At 70.0% G+C, this 24853-nt stretch carries 20 protein-coding genes; 7 read left to right on the forward strand and 13 right to left on the reverse strand.

The genetic code is table 11. The features are described from left to right. Positions 1–471 (forward strand): phosphatase PAP2 family protein (locus POF73_RS25800; RefSeq protein WP_272119826.1); only part of this gene is annotated, 471 nt, incomplete at its 5' end. Here POF73_RS25800 and POF73_RS25805 read toward each other — a convergent pair. From POF73_RS25805 to POF73_RS25840, 8 genes are all read right to left on the reverse strand, one after another. Next, on the reverse strand, positions 410–2203 hold the full coding sequence (locus POF73_RS25805; RefSeq protein WP_272119828.1) for a chitinase: 1794 nt from the start codon (positions 2201–2203) through the stop codon (positions 410–412). The genes POF73_RS25800 and POF73_RS25805 overlap by 62 nt on opposite strands. 112 nt (positions 2204–2315) lie before the next feature. After that, a complete protein-coding gene (locus POF73_RS25810; protein ID WP_272119830.1) occupies positions 2316–2768 on the reverse strand; it encodes a hypothetical protein in 453 nt (150 codons plus the stop codon). Between the two features lie 128 nt (positions 2769–2896). Beyond that, entirely contained in the window at positions 2897–4324 is a 1428-nt protein-coding gene (locus tag POF73_RS25815; RefSeq protein ID WP_272119832.1) for an NAD(P)/FAD-dependent oxidoreductase, read from the reverse strand. A gap of 34 nt (positions 4325–4358) precedes the next feature. Then, positions 4359–5159 carry an ABC transporter permease gene (locus POF73_RS25820; RefSeq protein ID WP_272119834.1) on the reverse strand — a complete coding sequence of 267 codons (801 nt, stop codon included), beginning with the start codon at positions 5157–5159 and terminating at the stop codon, positions 4359–4361. Next, the gene (locus POF73_RS25825; RefSeq protein ID WP_272119836.1) at positions 5160–6089 is read right to left on the reverse strand and encodes an ABC transporter permease; all 930 of its coding nucleotides are present in this window, start codon (positions 6087–6089) and stop codon (positions 5160–5162) included. Continuing rightward, positions 6089–7234: an ABC transporter ATP-binding protein gene (locus tag POF73_RS25830; protein ID WP_272119838.1), complete on the reverse strand. Its 1146-nt coding sequence runs from the start codon at positions 7232–7234 to the stop codon at positions 6089–6091. Before POF73_RS25830 ends, POF73_RS25825 begins: the two co-directional genes overlap by 1 nt. 7 nt (positions 7235–7241) lie before the next feature. Beyond that, entirely contained in the window at positions 7242–8489 is a 1248-nt protein-coding gene (locus tag POF73_RS25835) for an ABC transporter substrate-binding protein (RefSeq protein WP_272119840.1), read from the reverse strand. A gap of 93 nt (positions 8490–8582) precedes the next feature. Continuing rightward, entirely contained in the window at positions 8583–10133 is a 1551-nt protein-coding gene (locus tag POF73_RS25840; RefSeq protein ID WP_272119842.1) for a gamma-aminobutyraldehyde dehydrogenase, read from the reverse strand. A 199-nt stretch (positions 10134–10332) separates the two neighbouring features. On the opposite strand from POF73_RS25840, the gene POF73_RS25845 reads away from it, so the two are divergent. Continuing rightward, positions 10333–10887, forward strand: a complete 555-nt coding sequence (locus tag POF73_RS25845) for an NADAR family protein (RefSeq protein WP_272119844.1) — start codon at positions 10333–10335, stop codon at positions 10885–10887. A 176-nt stretch (positions 10888–11063) separates the two neighbouring features. Here POF73_RS25845 and POF73_RS25850 read toward each other — a convergent pair whose 3' ends face one another. Continuing rightward, complete coding sequence (locus POF73_RS25850) at positions 11064–12038, reverse strand: DUF4190 domain-containing protein (protein ID WP_272119846.1); 975 nt, start codon at positions 12036–12038, stop codon at positions 11064–11066. 156 nt (positions 12039–12194) lie between these two features. On the opposite strand from POF73_RS25850, the gene POF73_RS25855 reads away from it, so the two are divergent. Both POF73_RS25855 and POF73_RS25860 read left to right on the forward strand, forming a co-directional pair. Then, the gene (locus POF73_RS25855) at positions 12195–13256 is read left to right on the forward strand and encodes an adenosine deaminase (protein ID WP_272119848.1); all 1062 of its coding nucleotides are present in this window, start codon (positions 12195–12197) and stop codon (positions 13254–13256) included. Between the two features lie 100 nt (positions 13257–13356). Beyond that, positions 13357–14046, forward strand: a complete 690-nt coding sequence (locus POF73_RS25860; protein WP_272119850.1) for a glycerophosphodiester phosphodiesterase — start codon at positions 13357–13359, stop codon at positions 14044–14046. 9 nt (positions 14047–14055) lie between these two features. On the opposite strand, the gene POF73_RS25865 is transcribed toward POF73_RS25860, so the two are convergent. Beyond that, a complete protein-coding gene (locus POF73_RS25865) occupies positions 14056–15771 on the reverse strand; it encodes an RNA polymerase sigma factor (protein WP_272119852.1) in 1716 nt (571 codons plus the stop codon). Between the two features lie 335 nt (positions 15772–16106). Between POF73_RS25865 and POF73_RS25870 the strand changes: the two genes are divergently transcribed. After that, on the forward strand, positions 16107–17309 hold the full coding sequence (locus POF73_RS25870) for a serine hydrolase domain-containing protein (RefSeq protein ID WP_272119854.1): 1203 nt from the start codon (positions 16107–16109) through the stop codon (positions 17307–17309). Here the strand turns inward: POF73_RS25870 and POF73_RS25875 are convergent. Continuing rightward, positions 17299–17835, reverse strand: a complete 537-nt coding sequence (locus POF73_RS25875; protein ID WP_272119856.1) for a hypothetical protein — start codon at positions 17833–17835, stop codon at positions 17299–17301. The two genes, POF73_RS25870 and POF73_RS25875, sit on opposite strands and share 11 nt — an antisense overlap. A 128-nt stretch (positions 17836–17963) precedes the next feature. Between POF73_RS25875 and POF73_RS25880 the strand changes: the two genes are divergently transcribed. Further along, complete coding sequence (locus tag POF73_RS25880; RefSeq protein WP_272119859.1) at positions 17964–19316, forward strand: diacylglycerol/lipid kinase family protein; 1353 nt, start codon at positions 17964–17966, stop codon at positions 19314–19316. Positions 19317–19460: 144 nt separating this feature from the next. On the opposite strand, the gene POF73_RS25885 is transcribed toward POF73_RS25880, so the two are convergent. Beyond that, positions 19461–19853 carry a hypothetical protein gene (locus tag POF73_RS25885; protein WP_272119861.1) on the reverse strand — a complete coding sequence of 131 codons (393 nt, stop codon included), beginning with the start codon at positions 19851–19853 and terminating at the stop codon, positions 19461–19463. Positions 19854–19932: 79 nt separating this feature from the next. Next, complete coding sequence (locus POF73_RS25890) at positions 19933–23964, reverse strand: SGNH/GDSL hydrolase family protein (RefSeq protein ID WP_272119864.1); 4032 nt, start codon at positions 23962–23964, stop codon at positions 19933–19935. Between the two features lie 345 nt (positions 23965–24309). Between POF73_RS25890 and POF73_RS25895 the strand changes: the two genes are divergently transcribed. Next, complete coding sequence (locus POF73_RS25895; protein ID WP_272119866.1) at positions 24310–24753, forward strand: nuclear transport factor 2 family protein; 444 nt, start codon at positions 24310–24312, stop codon at positions 24751–24753. Positions 24754–24853: the final 100 nt, after the last annotated feature.

The following is a 24853-nucleotide window of genomic DNA, read 5'->3' on the forward strand; positions in this document are numbered from 1 at the left end:
ACCCCCCCCCCCCCCCCCCCCCCCCCCCCCCCCCCCCCCCCCGGCACCGGTACAGACCACTGGTGGTTGCCGGCCACCGCGGCCGCCGTCCTCATGGCGCTGGTCCCGGCCCTGATCGTCCCCCTCAAGGAACTCACCGACCGCCCCGGCACCCCGGCCGTACCGCCCGCCACCGGCTACTACCCGTCCGGTCACACCGCCACGGCCGCCATCGCCTACGGCGCCGCGACCCTGCTGCTGCTCCCCCGGCTGAGCTCGACGTATGCCCGTCGAGCGGTGCTCGTCATGTGCGCCGTCCTCAACCTCGGCGTCGGCTTCGGTCTGGTCCGGCGCGGCTACCACTGGCCACTGGACGTCGTGGCCAGTTGGTGCCTGTGCGCGGTGCTGCTCGGCCTGCTGTGGCTGTTCCTCAGCCGAAGTAGCCGTCGAACGTCCGCTGGAACTCCCAGCCGCCGTACCGGTCCCAGTTGATCGACCACGTCATCAGGCCGCGCAGCGCGGGCCAGGTGCCGTGGGTGGCGTACGAGCCGCAGTTCGTCTTCTTCGTCAGGCAGTCGAGGGTCTTGGTGACCTCGGCCGGAGGGACGTAGCCGTTGCCCGCGTTGGTGGAGGCGGGCATGCCGATCGCCACCTGGTCGGGGCGCAGTGGCGGGAAGACGTTGTTCGCGTTGCCGGCGACCGGGAAGCCGGTCAGCAGCATGTCCGTCATGGCGATGTGGAAGTCGGCGCCGCCCATGGAGTGGTACTGGTTGTCGAGGCCCATGATCGGGCCCGAGTTGTAGTCCTGGACATGCAGAAGCGTCAGGTCGTCGCGCAGGGCGTGGATGACCGGGAGGTACGCCCCCGCCCTCGGGTCCTGGCCGCCCCACTGGCCGGTGCCGTAGTACTGGTAGCCGAGCTGGACGAAGAAGGTCTCCGGGGCCATCGTCAGCACGAAGTCGTCGCCGTACTTGGCCTTCAGGGTCTTCACGGCCGAGATCAGATTGACGATCACCGGGGTCTTCGGGTTCTTGAAGTCGGTGTCGTCGGCGTTCAGGGAGAGCGAGTGGCCCTCGAAGTCGATGTCCAGGCCGTCGAGGCCGTACTCGTCGATGATCTTCGACACCGACGTCACGAAGGCGTCCCGTGCCCCTGTGGTCGTCAGCTGGACCTGGCCGTTCTGGCCGCCGATGGAGATCAGCACCTTCTTGCCGGCCGCCTGCTTGGCCTTGACGGCGGCCTTGAAGTCGGCGTCGCTCTCGACGTTCGGGCACTCGGTGGCCGGGCAGCGGTTGAAGCGGATGTCGCCTGAGGTGACCGAGGTGGGTTCGCCGAAGGCCAGGTCGATGACGTCCCAGCTGTCGGGGACGTCGGCCATGCGGGTGTAGCCGGAGCCGTTGGCGAAGCTCGCGTGGAGGTAGCCGACCAGGGCGTGGGGCGGGAGCTCCGTGCCCCCGCCGCCCGGCCGGGCGGTGGTCGTGGCCGTCACCGTGGCCGACTTCGCGGACTCGCCCGCGTCGTTCACCGCGGCGACCTGGAAGCTGTACGCGGTGGAGGGCGACAGGCCGCCGATCGTCGCCGAAGTGCCGGTCGCCGTCTGGACTTTGACGCCGTCGCGGTAGACGGCGTAGCCCGTCGCGCCGGGGACCGGTGACCAGGACAGGGCGACGCTGGACGAGGTGACCGTGCCCGTCTTGAGGTCGGTCGGTGCGGCGGGCGGCCGGCCCGTGTCGACGCCGGGTCCGACGAGCGAGATGTCGTCGGCGTGGTAGGCGCCCGTGCCGTACCAGCCGTGGGTGTGGATGGTGACGCGGGTGGTGGCGGGGCCGGTGCGGAAGGTCGTCGTGAGCTGCTGCCAGGTGGGGGCCGACTGGGTCCAGGTGGAGACGTCGGTGGTGCCGGTGTCGCTCGCGCCGAGGTAGACGTAGGCGCCGCGGACGTAACCGGACAGCGTGTACTGGGAGTCCGGTTTCACGGTCACCGTCTGCGCGCACCGGGCGTTGTCGCTGCCGGCCGGGGTCGCCTGCAGCGCGGAACTTCCGCTGCGCACAGGCGAGTTGACGGTCGTTCCGGCCGTGCAGGTCCAGCCGTCGAGACCGGACTCGAAGCCGCCGTTGCGGGCGAGTTCCGCGTCGGCCGCACGGGCGGCCGACGAGAGTGCGGTGAGGCCGGGCAGGGTCAGGGCCGCGGCCGTGAGGAGGGCGAGAGGTCTGAAGCGATCCACAAGTGCCTCCAGGCATGGGGGAATTGGAGGGTGGAGCCGTGGCACCGCCCCACAACTTGGTCCAGACCAATCCGCCTTGTCAAGAGTTCTCGCAGCTCAAGCGTGATCGCGACTAACGATCCCCCTCCGCCGCCAGGCCCGCCGCCGCCTCGTGCATGGCCAGTTCGAGAAGGGCCGGGTCGGTGAGGGTGCCGCTGCCGTCCGGCGGGACGAGCCAGCGGACGCCGCCGGTGGCGCGCCCCGGGTACGGGACGACGATCCAGGTGCCGGCCCCGGCCGTACGGATGCCGGTGCCGAGCCAGCGGGCGGCCGTGCCTGGCGGCACGAAGAAGCCCATGCGGGAGTCTCCGAAGTCGACCAGGACCGGGCCGAGTTGATCGAGGATGCGGGTGAGGACGTCGAGGGTCGGATAGCCGAGCTCGCCCGGCAGGATGAGTACGTCCCAGGCCTTGCCGGCCGGGAGCAGCGTGACCCCGAGGGGGTTGCGCTCCCACTCCCAGCGGCAGGCCTCGGGATTCGGAGCAACGGATGCCAGCCACTCGACCGCCGTCGTCGACCCTGTCATGACGGTGACCTCCCTCTCTGTCGTGGACGCTGGTCGCGTCACGGGAGAGAGGGAGGTCACCGGCAGGCATTACGCGGGTTTTCCCCGCCAGTTTGAAGTGATCTGAGTCACTCTCAACTGAGTGGCGTTCAGCTGTCGAAGCCGAGGCCCAGTCGGTCCATCGCCCTCAGCCACAGGTTCCGCCGCCCGCCGTGCGCGTCGGCGCGGGCCAGCGACCACTTGGTGAGCGCGATACCGGTCCAGGCGAAGGGCTCGGGCGGGAAGGGCAACGGCTTCCTGCGGACCATCTCCAGCCGCGTCCGCTCCGTGCTCTCCCCCGCCAGCAGATCCAGCATCACGTCCGCGCCGAACCGGGTCGCGCCGACGCCGAGTCCCGTGAAGCCCGCCGCGTACGCCACCTTGCCCTGGTGGGCCGTACCGAAGAACGCCGAGAAGCGCGAGCAGGTGTCGATGGCGCCGCCCCACGCGTGCGTGAAGCGGATGCCCTCCAGCTGCGGGAAGCAGGTGAAGAAGTGCCCGGCGAGCTTGGCGTACGTCTCCGGGCGGTCGTCGTACTCGGCGCGCACCCGGCCGCCGTACTGGTAGACGGCGTCGTAGCCGCCCCAGAGGATGCGGTTGTCGGCGGAGAGGCGGAAGTAGTGGAACTGGTTCGCCGAGTCGCCGAGGCCCTGGCGGTTCTTCCAGCCGATCGCGGCCAGCTGCTCCGCGCTGAGCGGCTCGGTCATCAGGGCGTAGTCGTAGACCGGGACGGTGTACGACCGTACTCGCTTGACCAGGTTCGGGAAGATGTTGGTGCCGAGGGCGACCTTGCGGGCGCGGACCGAGCCGTACGGGGTGCGCACCGCCATGCCGGCGCCGTACGGCTTCAGGGTGAGGGCGGGGGTGTGCTCGTGGATGCGGACGCCGAGTTCCAGACAGGCCCGCTTCAGGCCCCAGGCCAGCTTGGCCGGGTGGAGCATGGCCACGCCCCGGCGGTCGTAGAGGCCGGCCTGGAATGTCGGTGAGTCGACCTGTGCCCGCACCGCCTCGGCGTCCAGGAACTCGATGCCCTCGGCGAGGCCCTTGTCCCGCAGTTCCTCGTACCAGTCGCGCAGTTCCCACGCCTGGTAGGTCTCGGTGGCGACGTCGATCTCGCCGGTGCGCTCGAAGTCGCAGTCTAGGGAGTAGCGGGCGACCGCCTTCTCGATCTCGTCGAGGTTGCGGGCGCCCAGCTCCTCCAGCTTGTGGATCTCGTCCGGCCAGCGGGCGAGCCCGTTGGGCAGACCGTGGGTGAGGGAGGCGGCGCAGAAGCCGCCGTTGCGGCCCGAGGCGGCCCAGCCCACCTCGCGGCCTTCGAGCAGGACCACGTCCCGCTGCGGATCGCGCTCCTTGGCGATGAGCGCGGTCCACAGTCCGCTGTAGCCGCCGCCGACGACGAGAAGGTCACAGGTCTCGGCGGTGGTGAGAGCGGGCTCGGGGTGGGGCTTGCCGGGGTCTTCCAGCCAGTACGGGACCGGCTGGGCTTCGGAGAGGGATCGCGTCCAGTTGTTGCCACGGCTCATGGCGCTTGGGGCCATGATTTCAACTCCCTACAGGGGATTTCCCCTTGGCTTATGCCTTTTGCTTGGTGCGGCGATTACTGATGACCATGGAGGCCAGGACGAACAGTACGGCGACGATGAACATGGCCGTACCGATGACATTGATCTGAACGGGCGTTCCGCGCTGGGCCGAGCCCCAGACGAACATCGGGAAGGTGACGGTGGAGCCCGCGTTGAAATTGGTGATGATGAAATCGTCGAAGGAAAGCGCGAAGGCGAGCAGCGCGCCCGCAGCGATTCCGGGGGCGGCGATCGGCAGGGTGACCCGGACGAACGTCTGGAACGGGCCGGCGTACAGGTCCTGAGCGGCCTGCTCCAGCCTCGGGTCCATCGACATCACCCGTGCCTTGACCGCCGTCACGACGAAGCTCAGGCAGAACATGATGTGGGCGATCAGGATCGTCCAGAAGCCGAGCTGGGCTCCCATGTTGAGGAACAGGGTGAGCAGCGAGGCGGCCATGACGACCTCGGGCATCGCCATCGGCAGGAAGATCAGCGAGTTCACGGCGCCGCGGGCGCGGAAGCGGTAGCGGACCAGCGCGAACGCGATCATCGTGCCGAGGAGCGTGGCGCCGAGGGTCGCCCAGAACGCGATCTGGAGGCTGACCGACAGCGAGCCGCACAGGTCGGAGACTCCGCACGGGTCCTGCCAGGCGGCCGTGGAGAACTCCTGCCATTCGTAGTTGAAACGCCCCTTCGGTTTGTTGAAGGAGAAGATCGTCACGACGGCGTTGGGCAGCAGGAGATAAGCGAGCGTCAGCAGTCCCGCGATGACGACGAGATTGCGCTTGAGCCAGTTGACGAAGGTCATTTAAACCAGATCCTCCGTTCCCGACCTGCGGATATAGAGCGTCACCATGACGAGGATGGCGGCCATGAGAATGAAGGAGAGAGCCGCGGCGGTCGGATAGTCCAGGATCCGCAGGAACTGCGTCTGGATGACGTTTCCGACCATGCGGGTGTCGGTGGAGCCCAGCAGGTCCGCGTTGACGTAGTCACCGGCCGCCGGGATGAAGGTCAGCAGCGTGCCGGAGACGACGCCCGGCATCGACAGCGGGAAGGTGACCTTCCGGAAGGTGGTGACCGGCTTGGCGTACAGGTCGTTCGCCGCCTCGTGCAGCCGTGGGTCGATGCGTTCCAGCGAGGTGTAGAGCGGCAGGACCATGAACGGCAGGAAGTTGTACGTCAGACCGCAGACCACGGCGAGCGGCGTGGCCAGCACTCGGTCGCCCTGGGTCATGCCGAGCCAGCTGGTGACGTCCAGGACGTGCAGCGTGTTGAGGGCGCCGACGACCGGGCCGCCGTCCGCGAGGATCGTCTTCCAGGCGAGGGTGCGGATCAGGAAGCTGGTGAAGAACGGCGCGATCACCAGGATCATGATCAGGTTCTTCCAGCGTCCCGCGCGGAAGGCGATCAGGTACGCGAGCGGGTAGCCGAGGATCAGGCACAGGATGGTCGCCGAGCCGGCGTAGAGCACCGAGCGCAGGAACTGCGGGTAGTACTCGGCCAGGGCGTCCCAGTAGGTCGCGAAGTGCCAGGCGACCTTGTAGCCCTCCTCCAGGGAGCCCGTCTGCACGGACGTGGAGGCCTGGTAGATCATCGGCAGCGCGAAGAAGACCAGCAGCCAGAGGATGCCGGGGAGCAGGAGCCAGTACGGGACGAGGCGGCCGCGTTTGCGCGGGGGCTTCTTCTCGGGAGCCGTCGGGGAGAGAGGCGGTGGCGCCTCGGTCAGAGTCGCCATCAGACCGCCGCCTCTTCCTGGATGCCCGCGTCGATGTCCTGGGCGGCGTCGAGGCCGAAGGTGTGCGCCGGGTTCCAGTGCAGGACGACCTCGGCGCCGGGCACGAGCCGGGCGTCGCGGTCGATGTTCTGGGCGTAGACCTCGAACTCGGGGCAGACGGGGCTGTCGACGACGTACTGCGTGGAGACGCCGATGAACGAGGAGTCCGCGATCCTGCCGGTGATCCGGTTGCGGCCCTCGGGTATCTCGCCGGCCTCGTCCGCGTGCGTGAGGGAGATCTTCTCGGGGCGTACGCCGACCAGGACCTTGCCGCCGGTCGTCGTGGGGGCGGAACATCGCGCCTCGGGGAGCACGAGCTTGCCGCCGCCCGCCTTCAGCACGATGTCGTCGCCGTTCTTCGTGTCGACCTCGGCCTCGATGAAGTTCGAGGTGCCGAGGAAGTTGGCGACGAAGGTCGTGTTCGGGTTCTCGTACAGATCGGTCGGCGAACCGAGCTGCTCGACTCGGCCCGCGTTCATCACCGCGACCGTGTCGGCCATGGTCATGGCCTCCTCCTGGTCGTGCGTGACATGGACGAAGGTGATGCCGACCTCGGTCTGGATGCGCTTGAGCTCCAGCTGCATCTGGCGGCGCAGCTTCAGGTCGAGGGCGCCGAGGGGCTCGTCGAGCAGGAGCACCTTGGGGTGGTTGATCAGCGCTCTGGCGACGGCGACGCGCTGCTGCTGGCCGCCCGAGAGCTGGTGCGGCTTCTTGCGCGCCTGCTCGCCGAGCTGCACGAGGTCGAGCATCTCCTCGACCTGCTTCTTCACCGACTTGATGCCGCGCCGGCGCAGGCCGAAGGCGACGTTCTCAAATATGTCGAGGTGCGGGAAAAGGGCGTACGACTGGAAGACCGTGTTCACCGGCCGCTTGTACGGCGGGAGCGCGGTCACGTCCTGCGCGCCGAGGTGGACGGTGCCGCCGCTGGGCTCCTCCAGGCCGGCGATCATGCGCAGGGTGGTGGTCTTGCCGCAGCCGGAGGCGCCGAGCAGGGCGAAGAAGGAGCCCTGGGGCACGGTCAGGTCGAGCGGGTGGACGGCGGTGAAGGAGCCGTAGGTCTTGCTGATGCCGGAGAGGCGGACGTCGCCGCTGGTGTCGTTCGTCATGGTGTGGTCACGCCCCTGTGAGCTTCGCGAACTTCTCTTCGTAGGCCGTCTCTTCCTTCGAGCTCAGTGAGCGGAAGGCGTGGGACTGGGCCTGCATGGCCTTGTCGGGGAGGATCAGCGGGTTGTTCGCCGCGTCCTCGTCGATCTTCGCGAGCTCTTCCTTCACGCCGTCCACGGGACAGACGTAGTTGATGTAGGCGGCGAGCTCGGCGGCGGCCTTCGGCTCGTAGTAGTAGTCGATGAGCCGCTCGGCGTTCGTCTTGTGACGGGCCTTGTTGGGGATCAGCAGGTTGTCGCTGGACGTCATGTAGCCGCTGTCCGGGATCAGGAAGTCGATGTCCGGGCTGTCGGCCTTCAGCTGTACGACGTCACCGGCCCAGGCGAGACAGGCCGCGAAGTCTCCGCTGGTGAGGTCGGAGGTGTAGTCGTTGCCGGTGAAGCGGCGGATCTGCTTCTTGTCGACGGCCTTCTGCAGGCGGGCGACCGCGGCGTCGTAGTCGTCGTCCGTGAACTTCGCCGGGTCCTTGCCCATGTCGAGCAGGGTCATCCCGATCGTGTCGCGCATCTCGGTGAGGAAGCCGACGCGGCCCTTGAGCTTGGGGTTGTCGAGCAGGTCGGAGACCGTCTTCACCTCGACGCCGTCGAGCGCCTTCTTGTTGTAGGCGATGACCGTCGAGATGCCCTGCCAGGGGTAGGAGTACGCCCGTCCCGGGTCCCAGTCGGGGCTGCGGAACTGCTGGGACAGGTTGGCGAAGGCGTGCGGCAGGTTGGACGGGTCGAGTTTCTGGACCCAGCCCAGGCGGATGAGCCGCCCCGCGAGCCAGTCGGTGAGGACGATGATGTCCCGGCCGGTGTCCTGACCGGCCGCCAGCTGCGGCTTGATCTTCCCGAAGAACTCGTTGTTGTCGTTGATGTCCTCGGTGTACTTGACCTTGATGCCGGTCCGCCTGGTGAACTGCTCCAGCGTCGGATGATGCTTGGCGCTGTCGTCGACGTCCATGTACTCGGTCCAGTTGGAGAAGCTGACCTGCTTCTCCTTCGCCGAGTGGTCCTCGGCGGACGTGCCGCCCTCGGTCTTGCCGGCCGCGGGAATCCCGCAGGCGCTGAGCGTCCCCAGTCCGCCCAGCGCGAGCGCGCCGCCGGTGGAGGCGCGCAGCAGGGAACGGCGGGTCATGGCGGCCCGGCCGTTACGGAGGCTGCGCCGCATGGCGGCCACTTGGGCCGGGGAAAGACGGTCGGGCTCGTACTGCTCCATGCGCTTGGTGCCCTTTCGGGAGATCGGGAGGGAGGGGAGGCCGGTCGCTGGTCGGGCGTCGGCCGCCCCTTTCTGATCCGGTTACTGATCCGGCTAGCGGTCCCCGAAGACGGTGCGGTGCCAGTCCTTCCTGGCGACCGCGGTGTTGTCGAACATGACGTGCTTGATCTGGGTGTATTCCTCGAAGGAGTACGCCGACATGTCCTTGCCGAAGCCGGAGGCCTTGTAGCCGCCGTGCGGCATCTCGCTGATGATCGGGATGTGATCGTTCACCCACACACAGCCCGCCTTGATCTCGCGGGTGGCGCGGTTCGCCCGGTAGACGTCGCGGCTCCAGGCGGAGGCGGCGAGCCCGTACGGGGTGTCGTTGGCCAGCCGGATCCCCTCGTCGTCGCTGTCGAAGGGCAGCACGACCAGGACCGGTCCGAAGATCTCCGACTGGACGATCTCGCTGTCCTGGGCGGCGTCCGCGACCAGGGTGGGGCGATAGTAGGCGCCGTTCTTCAGCTCCCCCTGGGGAGCGTCGCCGCCGGCCACCACGCGCGCGTAGGCACGCGCACGCTCGACGAACCCGGCGACCCGGTCGCGCTGCACATGGGAGATCAGCGGGCCCAGGTCGGTCCCCGGGGCGAAGGGGTCGCCCAGCCGGACGCTGTCCATGAGGGCGGCGGTCCGCTCCACGAAGGCTTCGTAGAGCGGTCGCTGCACGTACGCGCGCGTGGCGGCCGTGCAGTCCTGCCCGGTGTTGATCAGCGCGCCCGCGACGGCTCCGTTGGCGGCGGCTTCGAGATCGGCGTCGTCGAAGACGACGAAGGGGGCCTTGCCGCCCAGCTCCAGATGGATCCGCTTGACGGTGGCGGTGGCGATCTCGGCGACGCGCCTGCCCACGGCCGTGGAGCCGGTGAAGGAGGTCATGGCCACGTCGGGATGGCCGACGAGATGCTCTCCGGCCTCCTTCCCGGTCCCGGTGACGATGTTGATGACACCGTCCGGGATCCCGGCGTCGGTCGCGGCCTGAGCGAAGAGGAGCGAGGTGAGGGGGGTGAGCTCGGCGGGCTTGAGCACGATGGTGTTGCCCGCGGCGATCGCCGGGAGGATCTTCCAGGCGGCCATCTGGAGGGGGTAGTTCCAGGGGGCGATGGAGCCGACGACGCCGATGGGTTCGCGGCGGACGTAGGAGGTGTGGTCGCCGGAGTACTCACCGGCGGACTGGCCCTGGAGATGGCGGGCGGCGCCGGCGAAGAAGGCGATGTTGTCCACGGTGCCCGGGACGTCGAACTCGCGGGTCAGCTTCAGCGGCTTGCCGCACTGCAGGGACTCGGCGCGGGCGAAGTCCTCGGCGCGGTCGGCGAGGACGGCGGCGAATCGGTGCAGCGCGTCGGAGCGCTCGCCCGGGGTGGCGGCGGACCAGGCGGGGAACGCCTCGCGTGCGGCGGCGACGGCCGCGTCGACGTCATCCGGGCCGGCCAGGTCGTAGGTGTACACCTCCTCACCGGTGGCGGGGTCGACCACGGCGTGGGTACGTCCCGAGGTCCCCTTCACGAGGCGGCCCGCGATGTACTGCGCGCCGTCCGCGAAGCGGTCCTGGGCCGGGAATCGTTCCGAGGTGGCGCTTTCCGGGGTGGAGGTGCCCGGGTTCTGCATGTCGCTCTCCTCCGTGTCCCGCGAGGGGGCCAGCGTGGCTCAGGCTCGATTTGAGTGCCGATCCTGACAGAGCAGGAGGACTCCAACAAGTGATTCCGTTGTTGCCTTTTGGTTACGCGACGGAATCTGTCGACCAGGTGTCGAGTCGGCCGGATAAACGCGGGACGGATTGTCGGTGGTGCGTGCCATGCTCGGGGGCATGGCGAAGATCGATTCTTTGGATGTCCTGGTCAGGGAGGTCCGTGCGGGGGCGAGAGTCAAGTATCTGCACTTCTGGGGTCACCAGCCGCTGCCCGACGGGCGGGTCGGCACGAGCTGTCTGAGCCAGTGGTGGCCGTCGCCGTTCACGGTGGACGGGGTGGAGTACGCGACCGCCGAGCACTGGATGATGGCCGGGAAGGCCCGGCTGTTCGGGGACGTGGAGGCGGAGCGCGGGGTGCTGGAGGCCGGGCATCCGGCGGGGGCGAAGAAGGCGGGGCGGTTGGTGCGGGGGTTCGACGAGGGGGTTTGGCAGCGGGAGCGGTTCCGGATCGTGGTCGAGGGCTCGGTCCACAAGTTCGCCGCGCATGCGGATCTGCGGGGGTTACTGGTGGGGACCGGGGACCGGGTGCTCGTGGAGGCGAGTCCGGTGGACCGGGTGTGGGGGATCGGGCTGGCTGCGGGGGATGACGGGGCGGAGGATCCGGAGCGGTGGCAGGGGCCCAACTTGTTGGGGTTCGCGCTGATGGAGGCTCGGGAGCAGCTGCGGGGGTAGGCGGTTCCTCGCCCCCGCCGCCCTTACCCGTCCCATCCCGGAGCGCTGCCCCGGACCCCCGCTGGGGGCTGCGCCCCCAGACCCCGCTTCGGCCCTGAAGGGGCCTGATCCTCAAACGCCGGACGGGCTGGAGCAGGCCGACCGGAGCCGTGGAGCCGAGCCCTTCCCGGCGCCGCCTACGCCGTCGCGATCACGAGCGCCAGCATGCCCAGCCCGAGGACCAGTCCCGCCGCACCGCAGATGATCCCGGCGAGGGCCTGCCCCCCGTTCGTCGCCTCGCCGCGCCGCGCCTTGCCGCGGCCGATCGTGCCGAAGATCAACGCCAGCACACCCAGGATGATGGCCACCGGCCACAGGCAGAAGATCGCGGCGGAGATGATCCCGAGCACCAGCCCCGCCGTACCCAACCCGTTGCTCGGCATGGCATGCCCACCGGGCCAGCCGTAGTAGCCCGCCGCGCCCGGCCCCGGGCCCGGAGGGTAGCCGTGGCCCACGGGATAGCCGTACGGGAGCTGCCCCGGCCCGTCGGGCGCGATGGGTGGCGGAGGCACGGGCTCACCGGGCACGGCGTAGGGGCCGCCGGGCACGGCCGGGGGTGTGAAGGGATGGGCGTGTGAGCCGTGCGGTGCGGGAGGCGTGGGAGCGGGCGGGGCGAAGGGGTCGGCCGTCGAGCCATGCCGTACGGGAGGCGTGGGAGCGGGTGGAGCGAAGGGGTCGGCCGTCGAGCCATGCCGTACGGGAGGCGTGGGAGCGGGTGGAGCGAAGGGGTCGGCCGTCGAGCCGTGCGGCGGCGTGGCGGTGCCCGGCCCGCCCGAGGGGTTCGTCCAGGGCGACACCGGCGGCGCGTCCAGGGGACCCCCTGTCGGAGACCCCGCGGAAGACCCCGTCGAAGGCATCGACGTGACCGTCCGCTGGTCGTGCACGGACGGGGCGGGCCAGGCCGGCGGCTGCTGTGCGGCGAGGGTCTGTCCGGGGCCCTCGGAAGTGGAGGGTCCGACGGACGCCCCGTCGCCGGTCCTGCCGTCGTGCGTATTGCCGTTCTTGTCGTCGTTCTTGTCGTCGTTCTTGTCGTCGTTCTTGTCGTCGTTCCTGCCGTCGTTCCTGCCGTCGTTCTTGTCGAACGACACCCTCGGCTGCGCGTCCTCGGACATGCGCAGGCCCCCCTCTGTCGTACGTGTCGTCATGCTAGGGCCCCGGCTCCGGCGGAGCGGGCCCGGCCTACGATGATCCCCGAGTCACCGATCAGCCGATCACCCGCGCCCCGCCGCCACGCACACCGGCGGGGACGCCGTTCCTGGGGAGGAACCTTGACCGACCGTCTCGTCGACGCCCGCGCCCCGCGCGATCTGCACGCCTTCATCGCCGGACTACCGAAGGCCGAACTGCACGTCCACCACGTCGGCTCCGCCTCCCCCCGCATCGTCGCGGAACTCGCCGCCCGCCACCCCGACTCCAAGGTCCCGACGGACCCGGAGGCACTGGTGGACTACTTCACGTTCACGGACTTCGCGCACTTCATCGACGTGTACCTGTCCGTCGTGGACCTGATCCGCACCCCGGAGGACGTACGGCTGCTGACCTTCGAGGTGGCCCGCGACCTGGCCCGACAGCAGGTGCGCTACGCCGAGCTGACCATCACCCCGTTCTCCTCCACCCGCCGCGGCATCGACGAGCAGGCCTTCATGGCGGCGATCGAGGACGCCCGCAAGGCGGCCGAGGCCGAGTTCGGGACCGTGCTGCGCTGGTGCTTCGACATCCCCGGCGAGGCCGGTCTGGAGTCCGCCGAGGAGACCGCGCGGCTCGCCACCGACGACCGGCTGCGCCCGGAGGGCCTGGTCTCCTTCGGACTCGGCGGTCCCGAGATCGGTGTACCGAGGCCGCAGTTCAAGCCGTACTTCGACCGGGCCATCGCAGCCGGGCTGCACTCCGTGCCGCACGCCGGTGAGACCACCGGCCCGGAGACGGTCTGGGACGCCCTCACTCATCTGCGCGCCGAGCGCATCGGGCACGGCACCAGTTCGGCGCAGGACCCGAAGCTGCTCGCGCACCTCGCCGAGCACCGGATCGCGCTGGAGGTGTGCCCGACCTCCAACATCGCCACGCGCGCGGTCCGCACGATCGACGAGCACCCGATCAAGGAGTTCGCGAAGGCCGGGGTCGTCGTCACCGTCAACTCCGACGACCCGCCGATGTTCGGCACCGACCTCAACAACGAGTACGCGGTCGCAGCCCGCCTCCTCGACCTCGACGAACGCGGTCTGGCCGACCTCGCCAAGAACGCCGTCACCGCGTCCTTCCTCGACGAGCCCGGCAAGGCCCGGATCGCGGAGGAGATCGACACCTACACCGCCGGGTGGCTCGCCCCCTGAGCAACCGAGGCACCCCACGCACCCCGCGCGCCTTGTTCAGCTCGCGCAACCCGCGCGCCCGGAGCACCCCGCCCCGCCACCGCACCCCCAGAATGTCCTCATGCAGAACGTGACCGCCGTCGCCCACCGCGGCGACCCCTACCGTGTCCGCGAGAACACCCTCGACTCGCTGCGCTCCGCACTCGAACTCGGCGCGGACGCGGTGGAGATCGACGTACGGCTCACCAGGGACGGCGTGCCGGTGCTGCTGCACGACGACACGCTGAAGCGGCTGTGGGAGCAGGACCGTCCGCTGCTCGCGCTGTCGGCGGCCGAGGTGCGGGGGCTCACGGCGGGCGGGGTGCCGACGCTCCAGGAGGCGCTGGCGGTGTGCGACGGGAGCCGGGTCATGCTCGATCTGCCGGGCACCCCCGATGTGCGGGTGGCGCGCCGGATCGTGGACGTCGTGCGGGAGTGCGGGGCCCAGGACCGCGTGTACTACTGCGCGGGCGCCCCCGCCATGCTCGCCGTACGCGCCGCCGACCCGGCCGCCGAGATCGCCCTGACCTGGACGACGCTGGCGCCGCCGCGCCCCGCGCTGCTGGCCGCGGTGCGCCCGCACTGGCTCAACTACCGCTTCGGCCTGGTCGATCACGCCCTCGCCGAGCGCGTCCATCGCGACGGCTATCTGCTCTCCGTCTGGACCCCGGACACCCGCCGCTCCATGCGCCGTCTCCTGGACGCCGGCGTCGACTCGATCACGACGAACCGCCTCGACGTCCTGCTGGGTCTGCGCACGGCGACGGAGTGAGGGCGGACCTCAGGAGCGCCGCACCCGGGACTCCTGAGGCACGGTCGCCGCGTCCGCGGGGGTCGTGCGCGTGAGGTACTGCGGGACGGGGGTGTCGTCCTTGCCGGTGTCGCGGACCAGGCCGTAGCGGATCGCGCCGTCGGGCGGTCCCTGGTTGATGTCCTTGTTCGCGGCGTCCCAGCTGGAGGGGAAGACGCTGAGGTTGTAGTCGGCGCCGCTCTCGTTGACGGTGAGGGCGACGCTGCCATCCAGGTAGAAGTACTCGTTCTGCCACATCTGCTGGGCGCCGGGCGGCAGGACGGTGTACCCGGTGGTCGTGCTGCCCATGCCGGTGGCGGAGCTGTCGGTGCTGCTGACGCGGTCGTCCATGCGGCGGCCGCCGCCCGAGGCCACGTGGAAGAGCTTGCCCTTCAGGCCGGTCCAGGTCGGCATGACGAGGCCGCCCGCCCGGTACTGCGGCGCGATCTGCCAGCGGACGCGGACATATCCCTGCCCGGTGAGGGTGACGCTGTCGCCGCGGTGGTTCATCACGGCGAACGCACCGCCCGTGCTGGTGATGCCGGCCTCGGGGCGGCGCGGCAGGGCTGCGGGCTTGGTGTTCGGATCGGGGGCCCGGTCGACGGCGTCGACGACCGTGCCGTACAGCTCGGTCTTGGGTGTCCGAGACGGCGACGGTGAGGGTGACGGTGATGGTGAGGGCGTGGCAGACGGGGACACGGTCGGTGTGGGCGACGGCGGGCGGGCCGTGCTCGCCGCCGTGGGGGCGGCCGCGCGTGGCGGGGTGTCCGGGGTCTGGGTGACGACGTAGGCGCCGCCCGCCACGAACGTCGCGCCGGCCGTGACCGCCACGGCGGGCTGGGTGATCGCGGCCATCACCTTCGCGGACCAGCCGACGGAGGTCGCCGTGGCCGTGGCCGCGACCGCCGTCTTGCCGCCGAAGGCCAGCGAGAGGGTGAAGCCGACGGGGATCGGGACGAGCGCGATGCCGACGAGGAGGCGTTCCGCCGGTACGACGGCCTCGCGGGTGTCGCCGCAGTAGCCGCAGCCCCTGATGTGCCGGGCCAGCCGCTTGCGCCAGACCGAGTCGGGGCGGCCGTTCCAGCGGGCGGTCCGATCGCGCAGCTCGGGGCAGGCGCCGTCGAGGGCCCGGACGATGCCGCGCGCGGTTTCGAGTCGCTCCTTGACCCGTTGGACGCGGACGGCAGCGTGCTGCCTGCTGATCCCGGCGGCGGCGGCCAGTTCGCGCCGGGTCAGCTCGCCCGCGACCTCCAGCCACCACAGCGACAGCAGCTGCCGGTCCTCGTCGTCCAGCCAGCGCACCGCCTCCGCGACCTCGCGCCGCTGCCCCGCCAACTGGAGCCGCAACACGGTGAGTTCGGCGAAGTCGGCGGCCTCGTGCGCGGCCGATTCGTCGAGGTGGACGGGCTGTCTGCGGCGGGCCCGGTCGCGTATCTGCCGCATGGCGATGGCGACGAGCCAGGAGCGGAAGCTGTCCGGGTCCCGCAGCGAGCCGAGCTGGTCGACGGCGCGCAGCATCGTCTCCTGGACGACGTCGTCGACATCGGCATGACCGTTCAGGGCGCGCCCGACCACGTTGTAGACCAGCGGCAGCCAGCCCTCGACCAGCTCGTCCAGCGCCTGCCGGTCACCGGCCTGCGCCGCCGCGATGGTGGGGTGCCACTGCCGGCCGGCTGCCTCGTCCACGTACGTCCTCTCCAGGGTCACTTGCTGCCCGTACGCACCTTCTCAGCCTGACCTGCACTGTCGGCTATGTCGGAGATCACATTCCGCTTCCGGTGCGGGCGAGGCATGGGGGCGCTCCCGGGTGTGGGGGACGGAGGGACGCGAGTGGAGACGCGGTGAAGGGGGCGGCGATAACACTTTTTCGGCGGGCGGGGCCCGTAAGGGCGATCCCCGACAACTCCCCTGTTCTGTGCGGCACTTGCTCCGGGCCTCTTCAGGGTGCGGGCCCCTCCTCAGCGACGATCCGGCCGGACCCCTGTCGCCGGACGATGATCACGCACCTTCACCGCACACCCCGTCGACCTCAGGAGCAGCCCATGCCCGTACGCCCGCTTCCCGCCCTCCTCACCTCCGCGCTCGCCCTGACCCTGACCGCGCTGCCGCTGGCCGGGACGGCGTCCGCGCGACCCGCGTCGTCGTCTGCGTCGTCGTCCGCGTCGCCCTCTTCGTCGGCCGCATCGTCGTGCTCCGCGGAGGCGATCGAGGCCGCCACCCCGGACGGCCCCGACGTCAAGGCCCTGTGCGCCGCGCTTGCCGGGCTGCCCGACAAGGACGCGACGGCCGCGCTGATCCGCGTCGGCGGCAAGGGGAGCTGGCACGGGGTGGCCGGGGTGCGGGACATGAGAAGCGGGGCGCCGGCACTGGAGAACGCCCGCTTCCGGGCCGGTTCGACGACGAAGATCGTGACCGCGGCGATGGTGCTGCAACTCGCCGCCGAGGGGCGGATCTCGCTGGACGGCACGGTGCAGCAGTACCTGCCGGGCCTGCTCACGAAGGACTTCGCGCCCATCACCGTACGGCAGTTGCTGAACTTCACCAGCGGGCTGCAGCCCGGGGCGTCCCTCGGCGAGGACGTCGACGACGGCTATCCGCACCGCTTCGAGACGCTGCCCCCCGAGGAGGTGGTGGCCGCATCGGTCGCCAACGGCCCGGACCCGGACCACGCACCCGGCGAGCACCAGCGGTACGGCAACATCCACTACACCGTGCTCGGCATGCTGGTCGAGAAGGTCACCGGCGACTCCTACGCGCACCAGGCGGCCGTACGGATCTTCCGCCCGCTCGGCATGCGGCACACCTCGTTCCCGGCCGGCCCGGACCCCCGGATCCACGGGCCGCACAACCGCGGCTACGACTGGATCGACGGCAAGCTGGTCGACGTGACCGAGTGGAACATGTCCGACCGGTTCGCGGCCGGCGACATGATCTCGACGACGGCCGACCTGGAGCGGCTGGTCTTCGCCCTTTTCCGGGGGCAGGTGGTACCCGAGCCGCAGCTGAAGGAGATGTTCACGGTCCCGGACATCGAGGGGGCCACCATGGGTGCCGCGCTGGAGCGCTACGAGCTGGGCGGCAAGGTGATCTGGGGCAAGACCGGCGCCCGCCCCGGCTATCACACCGTGGTCGCGGCCACCCCCGACCTGTCCCGGACGGTGGTCTACTCGGTCAACTCCACCGACGCGAAGGGCGACGGCCTGGCCATCGCCCAGCGTTTCGCGTTCCCGGCGTTCAACCGCTGACGGCGGCGGCAGCGGCCTGGGGCGCCGGCGATCCGGTCAGCGCCTCCAGCCGCTTGATCCTCTTCCGTACGGCGTACAGCGGGATCACCCCGAAGACGCCGAAGGACATGTCGATCACCGTCCACCAGAAGGGGATGCCGCGGATCGGGCCGCAGATCAGGGCGAGCGGAATGATGCCGGCGCAGGCGATCATCCCGAACTCGACGACCCAGACGTTGCGGACGGGGTCGCGGTACGGGCCGTAGAAGGCGACCGCGATGACGAGGTGGGCGAAGGCCAGCCAGTCCGTGCCGTAGAGGAGGAAGGGGTGGTCGGCGTCGGCGGTGTCGAGCCCGTGCCGGACGCGCTCGATCCAGTCCATGAGGCCGGGCAGGTGCTCCGGCACGGACAGGGCGCGCAACAGGTCCTCGGTCCAGCGCAGTTCATGGACGAGGGGGAAGGCCGTGGCGCCGCTGAGCACCAGGCAGACGACGAAGAAGGCCAGCCAGACACGGATGCCCTTCAGCAGGGCGGCTCTGTCGCTCATGGCCGTAGCGTACGCCTGGAGTTGAACGCGTTCAAAAGAGGGCCCCGCAGAGCCGGCCCCTTTCCCGCCCGCTGCCGTGCGGCCCACGCCCCTCCGGACCTACGATGTCCGCCGACGAGGGAGGACGCATGGGCCTGGACTTGAGCGGGCGGGCCTACCGGGCCCAGCGGTGGGCGGCGCGGACGGCGCTCGCCGCGGCAGGGCTCGCGGTGCTCGTACCGCTCGCCTATGGCGGTGTCGGCGGCGTCCTGCTGCTGGTGGCTGGGGCTGCGGGCCTGGGGCTCAGCGCGGTCGCGGTGTGGTGGACGCTGACCCTGCGCGGTCCGGTGCGCTGGGCGGCGGCCGTGCTGGCCGTGGCCCTGCCGGCGGCCCTCATCGCGCTGTTCGCGGCCACCCTGTTCTGGGCGCTGCTGATGTCCGTGGCGTTGTGGACGCTGGCCGTGTGGAGCGGCCGGTACGCGCTGCGGGGCGCGGGCGGCACGCGGGTGCGGGTGATGCGGGAGCGCAGGGCGGCGCCACCGCAGCGGGCGGTCCTGATCATGAACCCCCGCTCGGGCGGCGGGAAGGTGGACCGCTTCGCGCTCAAGGAGAAGGCCGAGCGGCTCGGCGCCGAGGTGATCCTCCTCGACCCCGATCATCATCAGGACGTCACCGCCCTGGCCCGCAAGGCCGTGGCGGACGGTGCGGACCTGCTGGGCGTCGCGGGCGGGGACGGCACCCAGGCGCGGGTCGCGGCCGTGGCCGCCGCGTACGACATCCCGTTCCTGGTGATCAGCGCCGGGACCCGCAACCACTTCGCCATGGACCTCGGCCTCGACCGCGAGGACCCCGCCGCCTGCCTCGACGCCCTCACCGACGGCGTGGAGCTGCGCGTCGACCTCGGGTTCGCGAGCGGCCGGCCCTTCGTCAACAACGCCTCCTTCGGGGCGTACGCGGCCATCGTGCAGAGCCCCGGCTATCGCGACGACAAGATCGGCACCAGCCTGGAGCTGCTCCCCGACCTGCTCACCCGCCAGCAGGGAGCGCGACTGACGGCCCGTGCGTCGGGCACGACGCTCGACGCCCCGCATGCCGTGCTGGTCAGCAACAACCCCTACCGCACGGACGACCCCTTCGGGCTGGGGCGGCGCGACCGCCTCGACGCGGCCGTCCTGGGCGTCCTGGGCATCAGGGTGGACAGCGCGGCCGAGGCCGCCGCACTGCTTCTGGACCCCGCCCCGAGCGGCCTGACCATCCTGACCGCGACCGAGGTGGTCATCGAGGCCGACCGCGAGGAGATCGAGGCCGGTATCGACGGCGAGGCCCTCGTGCTGCCCGCCCCCGTCCACTGCCGCATCACCCCCGGCGCCCTGCGCGTCCGGGTACCCCGCAAACGCCCCGGCGTCCCGCCGCGCGCACCGCGGCTGGACTGGCGCCGCCTGCGCAAACTGGCCGCGACGGTGGGTCGCACGGCGGTGCATCGCCGAGGGCCGTTCATCTGACACCACCGCCCGGCCTGCCGTGTACGCCGTTCATCTGACGCCGCAACTCGGCCTGCCGCGCGCCCCGTTCATCTGACGCCGCAACTCGGCCTGCCATGTACGCCGTTCGTCCAACGCCGCCGCCCGGCCTGCCGTGTGCCCCGTTCAGTTCTTCGGTACCTCGGCGAGGGAGAGCAGGCCCCCGAGCACGGCGAACAGGGCGCAGTACAGGACGGTTTCGGTGGCTGGGACGCCCGCGTCCTCGATGATGTGGCCGCCGATGAACGGCCAGGCCAGCGCGCCGCCGAACACGAGCAGATGGTTGCCCCGCTCGCGCACCGCGCGCATCCCCGCCCACAGCAGCAGCGGCATCGACGCCACGCCGGCGATCTGCGCCAGCACTGCCTCCAGGAATCCGGTACCGAAGTTGGAGTCGGGCCCGGCCTGCGCGCGATCGGCCCACTCCCGTGCCGATGTCCAGATCCAGTAGCAGAGGGCGGCGGCCGCCGCCGACACCAGCAGGCCCTTGAGCCAGCGCGGGACCCTGGTCCTCGTCATGCCCTCACCGTTTCACGATGCGGTGAACGGGGCCTGAGCACGCGCGCTCAGACCCCGTTCGATCCTTGCCGGCCGGTGATCAGCCGAGCGTGTGCTCCAGTGCGTCGGCGTACAGGCCGGCGCCGGAGACCTTCGGGTGGAAGGACTTCATGGACGGTGCCACATTGCCCGGCAGCCAGTCCCAGTCGCGGTTGTCCGCCTTCGAGTGACCGGACAGGACGATGCCGTGGACCGACTCGGGGTCACCACAGATCGCCTTCCCGGCGAACTCGTCGCGCGGGTCGGAGAAGACCGCGTTGGTGTTGTACTGGCCGTTGGCGTCGTTGACGGCGCCCTGCATCTCGCCGACCATGACGTTCGCCATCTCGTTCAGCCAGGGCGCCTCCTCGGTGCCGACACCCGGGATGCACTGGCCGTTGCCCTCAAGCAGCACCGGATAGCCCATCAGGACGATCCTCGCCTTCGGCGCCCGCTTGTGGATCTCGTTGAGCGTGGTGACGAGACGCGGCCGGACCTGGTCATGGAGCCACTTCGGCGCCCACTGGTCCATCGGGCCGGTCTCCCCGTCCACCGTCCCTCCGGTGTCGGGGTCCTTGTTCTCGATGGAGTCGTCGTTGCACACGGTCAGGGCCGTGATGCAGTGGATGAAGATGTCGGTGAACCGGGCGTCGTTGCCGCCGATCGACAGCATGACCATCGTGGTGTTCTGGTCCAGGTAGCCCTTGTCGAGCTGCCCCAGCTCGCCGTACTGGCCGCTGCGCAGGATGTTGTAGTGGCGGGCGCCGGAGCAGGCGATGAACTGGAAGTCCATGGAGGAGTCACGGTCGTCCGCCATGGCCCCGATGGACTTCGACGCCCCCGGCAGCACGGCCTGACGCGACCAGGCCTTCGTGGAGCGGTGACATTTGTTCTCGGTGTCCGGCTGCTGCTCGTCGTAGTAGTCGGACTCGGGGTAGTAGTCGTCACCGCCGTTCTCCGAGGCGCCCTCACCCGAGGAGTAGGAGTCGCCCATCGCGACGATCTGGTGGGTGGGTTTGTTCGCCAGCGGCTGGAAGCCCACCGCGTCCCAGGCGACGTCCTCGGTGCCCTTGCCGTCCTGGGTCACGTTCGACAGGGAGACGGTGGGCGTGCCGGTGAAGTTGAACACGCCGATCGGCACCCACTTGTTGGCCCCCACGCGTTGCGGCAGGGCCCGGTTCGGGCCGGTGGAGTCGGTGCCGCCCACCCGGTACACGGCCTGTCGGGTGTGCGCGCCGTGGTCGGGCAGTTGCACCCACACGCGCATCCAGCCGCGGTCGGACTTGTTCAGCGTCCAGGTGCCGGTGGTCTGCAGCCGGCTCGCGTCCGTCGTGCCCTGCTTGTTGGTGTGCGAGAACCAGAAGTGGTTGCCGTATCCCGCGCCGATCTGGTGCAGGTCGATGCGGGCCGACGCCGAACCGAAGTCGAAGTTGAACGAGCCGGCGGACGAGACCGAACTGCACGAGCGGGAACTGGACCCGGCGGGTGTGATGCCGTTGGCCAGGTCCTCGACGATGTACGTGCCGGAGGGCACGTCGGCCGAGCACTGCGGCGGATAGGAGTTGGCGTCCGCCTGTTCCGGATAGGTGGTGTCGAACCGGTGGATGGGGTTGCCGCACTGGGCGCTGGACGTGCAATTCTTCCAGGTGGCGGGCTGGTGGTACCAGCACTTGAGGTAGAGCGGGTCGGATTCGTTCGGGTCGCCCGGCAGCAGGCAGGGGCCGCCGCCGGTGTTGTTGTTCGCGCCCTCGCCGATCTTCGAGGCGTCGCAGTCGTTGCTGCTGTCGCAGAACAGGCCGATCGGCGGCTTGGCGCTGGTGCGGTAGGCGTTGGTGTTCCACCAGGCGGGGCGGTAGCCGGGCTGGAAGTCACCGGGCTTGAACATCGCCGAGATCGGCCGTGCCGCCCAGCCGATCACCTTCTCCTCGTAGGGCCAGTCCTGCGGGTGCGCGGCGTGGCTGTAGTCGTCCGCGCCGGCCGCGTCCTCCAGGAAGGGGGTGCGGTTCTCCTTCCACAGCGGGTTGGCCGGGTTGTTCGTCCAGCCCACGCCCCACTTGCCGGAGGTGTTCCCGGAGTTGGACTTCGGGTAGTAGCCGCTGTTGTAGGCCCACAGTGCGTAGAACCAGTTCTCGATGTACTTGGGCGCACCGTCGTTGACGAGCATGCCGTCGGCGCGGGTCTGGTTCCACTTCTCGATCAGGATGTTCACGCCGGCGGCGATGTTCGCCGCGTAGTCGAGGGCGATCGCCTCCTGCTGGACGACGGTCTTCGTGGGCTGTCCGTGGCCGGGCAGCCGCATGCCGTCGGTGACCTGGGTGACGCCGTAACCGCAGTCCGACTTGGACCAGTTGATCGCCCAGGGGTCGGTCTGCTGGCCGTCGGAGGCGTACTCGATGCCGTAGAAGTTGCCGATCAGCGGGTTGGCGGTGACACCGGGCACGGCGAACCGGGTCGCCTGCCACATGTTCGACTCCTGGGCGGTGATGCCGAGCATCACCTGGGCCGGAACGTGCCAGTCGGCTCCGCTGCCGCCGTTCAGGGAGGTCAGCGGGAACAGGCTCTGCGGCGCGTAGGCCGACATGCCGGTGTTCTTCCAGTTCGCCGGCCGGCTCGCGGACGCGTTGAGGTTGCCGACGATCGCCTGGTCCACGGCCCACTCGATCTGCCGCGGGGTCGGCTGGAACGCCTGCTTCTTCGGGTCGTTGCGGGGGACGGAGCAGGTGCGGTCGTCGTCGACGGGAGACGCCAGCGTCGATGCTTTACCGGAGGCGGAGGAGGAGGCAGCGGCGGCCTTGCCGGTCAGCGCCGGGCTCTGCGCGGTGGCGGCCCGCTGCGCGCCGGCGCTGCCGATCCGGTTGCCCGGAGCCGCGTCCAGCACCGTCGTCTTCCCGGTGTCCAGGGCCTTCATGGTGATGCGGGCGCCGCGCGCCGAGAAGGCGTCCTTCTGCGAGATCCGCGAGTCCTTGCCGTCGGCCCAGGCCGTGGTCAGCGCGGCCGCGCCGCGGCTGGAGATACGGGCGTCCTTGGCGAGGCCGCCCGGGTTGTGCACGGCACGCGGCAAGGCGCCCTTGTTCTTCGCCTCACCGGTGACGTAGACCGCGCCCTGCGGGGTCCGGTCGAGGTCGAAGCGGGTCAGCGGACCCTGGGCGAGCTGTGCGGCGCGCGCCTTGCCGTCGGCCGTCTCGACGGCCTGCTCGGTGACGCGCGAGACGGCGGCCTGGTCGGCGGCCGGGGACTGCTTGCCCGCCTTCTTGCCCGCCTCGTTCACGACGGGCAGTCGGTCGATGAAGGTGACCCCGCCGTCGGCGTCCGGCTTGAGCTGGAACGGCACGGCGTGCGTGGGAGCGACGGTCTTCACGCTCGCCCCGTCGATCCGTACGATCGCCTTGCCGCGGGCCGCCACGATGTGGTCGCCGGCCGGGACGGCCGAGGTGACCTGGCCGGCCACTGTCGATTTCTCGGCCCTGCCCGTGCGGGCGTCGGTGGTGACCAGGCGGGTCTCCACCTTCTCGGAGGTGTTCTCGTCGGTGAGTTGGGTGAACACTGCCTGGTCACCGGTGCCGCAGCCCGGCGAGAAGTAGCCGAGCGTGGCCGTGTACGGCAGTTTGCGCACCTCGCCGTTGGTGAGGTTCACCAGGGCAGTGAAGGCACCGCGGCTCATCAGCTCCGGCTTGTTGGTGAACGTGCGCGGCGCGTACGCCACGGCGGCGTACTTGCCGGACTCGGTCACACAGGCGTTGCCGATCCAGGTGTCGGCCTCGAACCCGGGCTCGGACAGCGAGGCGGCCGTCTTCCACTGGTAGCCGTATCTCTCGTCGGCCACCATCACATGGAAGCCCGTGCCGTCGCCGGAGGTGGTGAACGCCCGGTCCGTGGAGGTCCGGTAGTCCTTGCCGAGGATCGCGGCGCGCTTCTTCTCGGGGATGGCGTCGGGTCGGGGTGTCGGGTTCGTCTTCTTCTCGGAGGAGGCCCGGGGAGTGGGCTCCTCGTTGGCCGTACGGGGCAGGGGATTGGCGTAGGCCTGCGTCGTCCCGACGCCGAAGGCCACCGCCAGCGCGACGGCCATGGTCACCGGAACTCGCGCATACGACATGCTGCGTCTGCGTCTCAACTTCCTGTCTCTTTCAGGAGATCATGCCCACAGCGTGGGCATGTGACCGCATGGGCCCACCTGGCACGGCGGGCGTGCGTCAGCATGACAGCGCAGCCTCTCCTGCCCGTCTCCGTCCGAAATCCCTACAACTCCGCGGCTCCTGCGGCCCCGTGGCCCTGTGTGACCAGGATCGATGGTTTGGCACCAGGGCGTGTATCGAAAGTGGATCTTGGTGATGTGCTCGCTCGCCTTACTTCAGAGGTAATGGCCTCAGCCTGGCTGCGTTGGCAAGCTGGGCGATCTCTCTGCGTCGACAGGACGCGGGCCAGGATGGAGAGGTCAGCCATGTCCATAGCCGCACCTACGAACACGCGCACCGTGGTTGAAGAGCTGCTGCGCAGGATCGGTGAAGGTGACGCCGAGCGCATTGCCGAGTTGTATGCCGAGCACGGCGATTGGAAGCTGGACTGGCCGGAGGCTGAGCATGGTCGTGCTGCCACGCCATGGATCCGTCACCGGTTAACCCGGGCCGACGCGGCTGCTCACTATCGTGAGATTGCCGAGCACCACATGCCGGAGCATGTGGCGACCCAGGTCGAGCGCATCCTCATCGACGGAAGCGACGCGGTCGTGCTCGGCGAGATCCGCCAGACCGCCCGGTCCACCAGACGTGCGTATCGCGCGCGGTTCGCCCTGCACCTCACCGTTGAAGACGGCCTTGTCACCCGGCACCATGTCTACGAGGACAGCCTCGCCGTCGCCCAGGCATTCGAGGCGCAGGATCAGTGAAGGGCCCCAGGCTGATCACGAAGGTGCTGGTCACAGCTACTCGTTGATGGCTGCGATGAGGACGGTAGCTTGGTGGCGGACGGCGAGTATCCGGAGTTTC

The sequence above is a fragment of the Streptomyces sp. HD genome, from assembly GCF_028369295.1.
GTDB lineage: Bacteria > Actinomycetota > Actinomycetes > Streptomycetales > Streptomycetaceae > Streptomyces.

Bases quoted from the DNA above. Each gene is read 5' to 3' on its own strand.
- POF73_RS25890 (WP_272119864.1), bottom strand. From the start codon at position 23,964: ATGTCGTATGCGCGAGTTCCGGTGACCATGGCCGTCGCGCTGGCGGTG.
- POF73_RS25885 (WP_272119861.1), bottom strand. From the start codon at position 19,853: ATGACGAGGACCAGGGTCCCGCGCTGGCTCAAGGGCCTGCTGGTGTCG.
- POF73_RS25825 (WP_272119836.1), bottom strand. From the start codon at position 6,089: ATGGCGACTCTGACCGAGGCGCCACCGCCTCTCTCCCCGACGGCTCCC.
- POF73_RS25880 (WP_272119859.1), top strand. From the start codon at position 17,964: ATGGGCCTGGACTTGAGCGGGCGGGCCTACCGGGCCCAGCGGTGGGCG.
- POF73_RS25870 (WP_272119854.1), top strand. From the start codon at position 16,107: ATGCCCGTACGCCCGCTTCCCGCCCTCCTCACCTCCGCGCTCGCCCTG.
- POF73_RS25835 (WP_272119840.1), bottom strand. From the start codon at position 8,489: ATGGAGCAGTACGAGCCCGACCGTCTTTCCCCGGCCCAAGTGGCCGCC.
- POF73_RS25840 (WP_272119842.1), bottom strand. From the start codon at position 10,133: ATGCAGAACCCGGGCACCTCCACCCCGGAAAGCGCCACCTCGGAACGA.
- POF73_RS25830 (WP_272119838.1), bottom strand. From the start codon at position 7,234: ATGACGAACGACACCAGCGGCGACGTCCGCCTCTCCGGCATCAGCAAG.
- POF73_RS25850 (WP_272119846.1), bottom strand. From the start codon at position 12,038: ATGTCCGAGGACGCGCAGCCGAGGGTGTCGTTCGACAAGAACGACGGC.
- POF73_RS25820 (WP_272119834.1), bottom strand. From the start codon at position 5,159: ATGACCTTCGTCAACTGGCTCAAGCGCAATCTCGTCGTCATCGCGGGA.
- POF73_RS25875 (WP_272119856.1), bottom strand. From the start codon at position 17,835: ATGAGCGACAGAGCCGCCCTGCTGAAGGGCATCCGTGTCTGGCTGGCC.
- POF73_RS25860 (WP_272119850.1), top strand. From the start codon at position 13,357: ATGCAGAACGTGACCGCCGTCGCCCACCGCGGCGACCCCTACCGTGTC.
- POF73_RS25810 (WP_272119830.1), bottom strand. From the start codon at position 2,768: ATGACAGGGTCGACGACGGCGGTCGAGTGGCTGGCATCCGTTGCTCCG.
- POF73_RS25895 (WP_272119866.1), top strand. From the start codon at position 24,310: ATGTCCATAGCCGCACCTACGAACACGCGCACCGTGGTTGAAGAGCTG.
- POF73_RS25815 (WP_272119832.1), bottom strand. From the start codon at position 4,324: ATGGCCCCAAGCGCCATGAGCCGTGGCAACAACTGGACGCGATCCCTC.
- POF73_RS25845 (WP_272119844.1), top strand. From the start codon at position 10,333: ATGGCGAAGATCGATTCTTTGGATGTCCTGGTCAGGGAGGTCCGTGCG.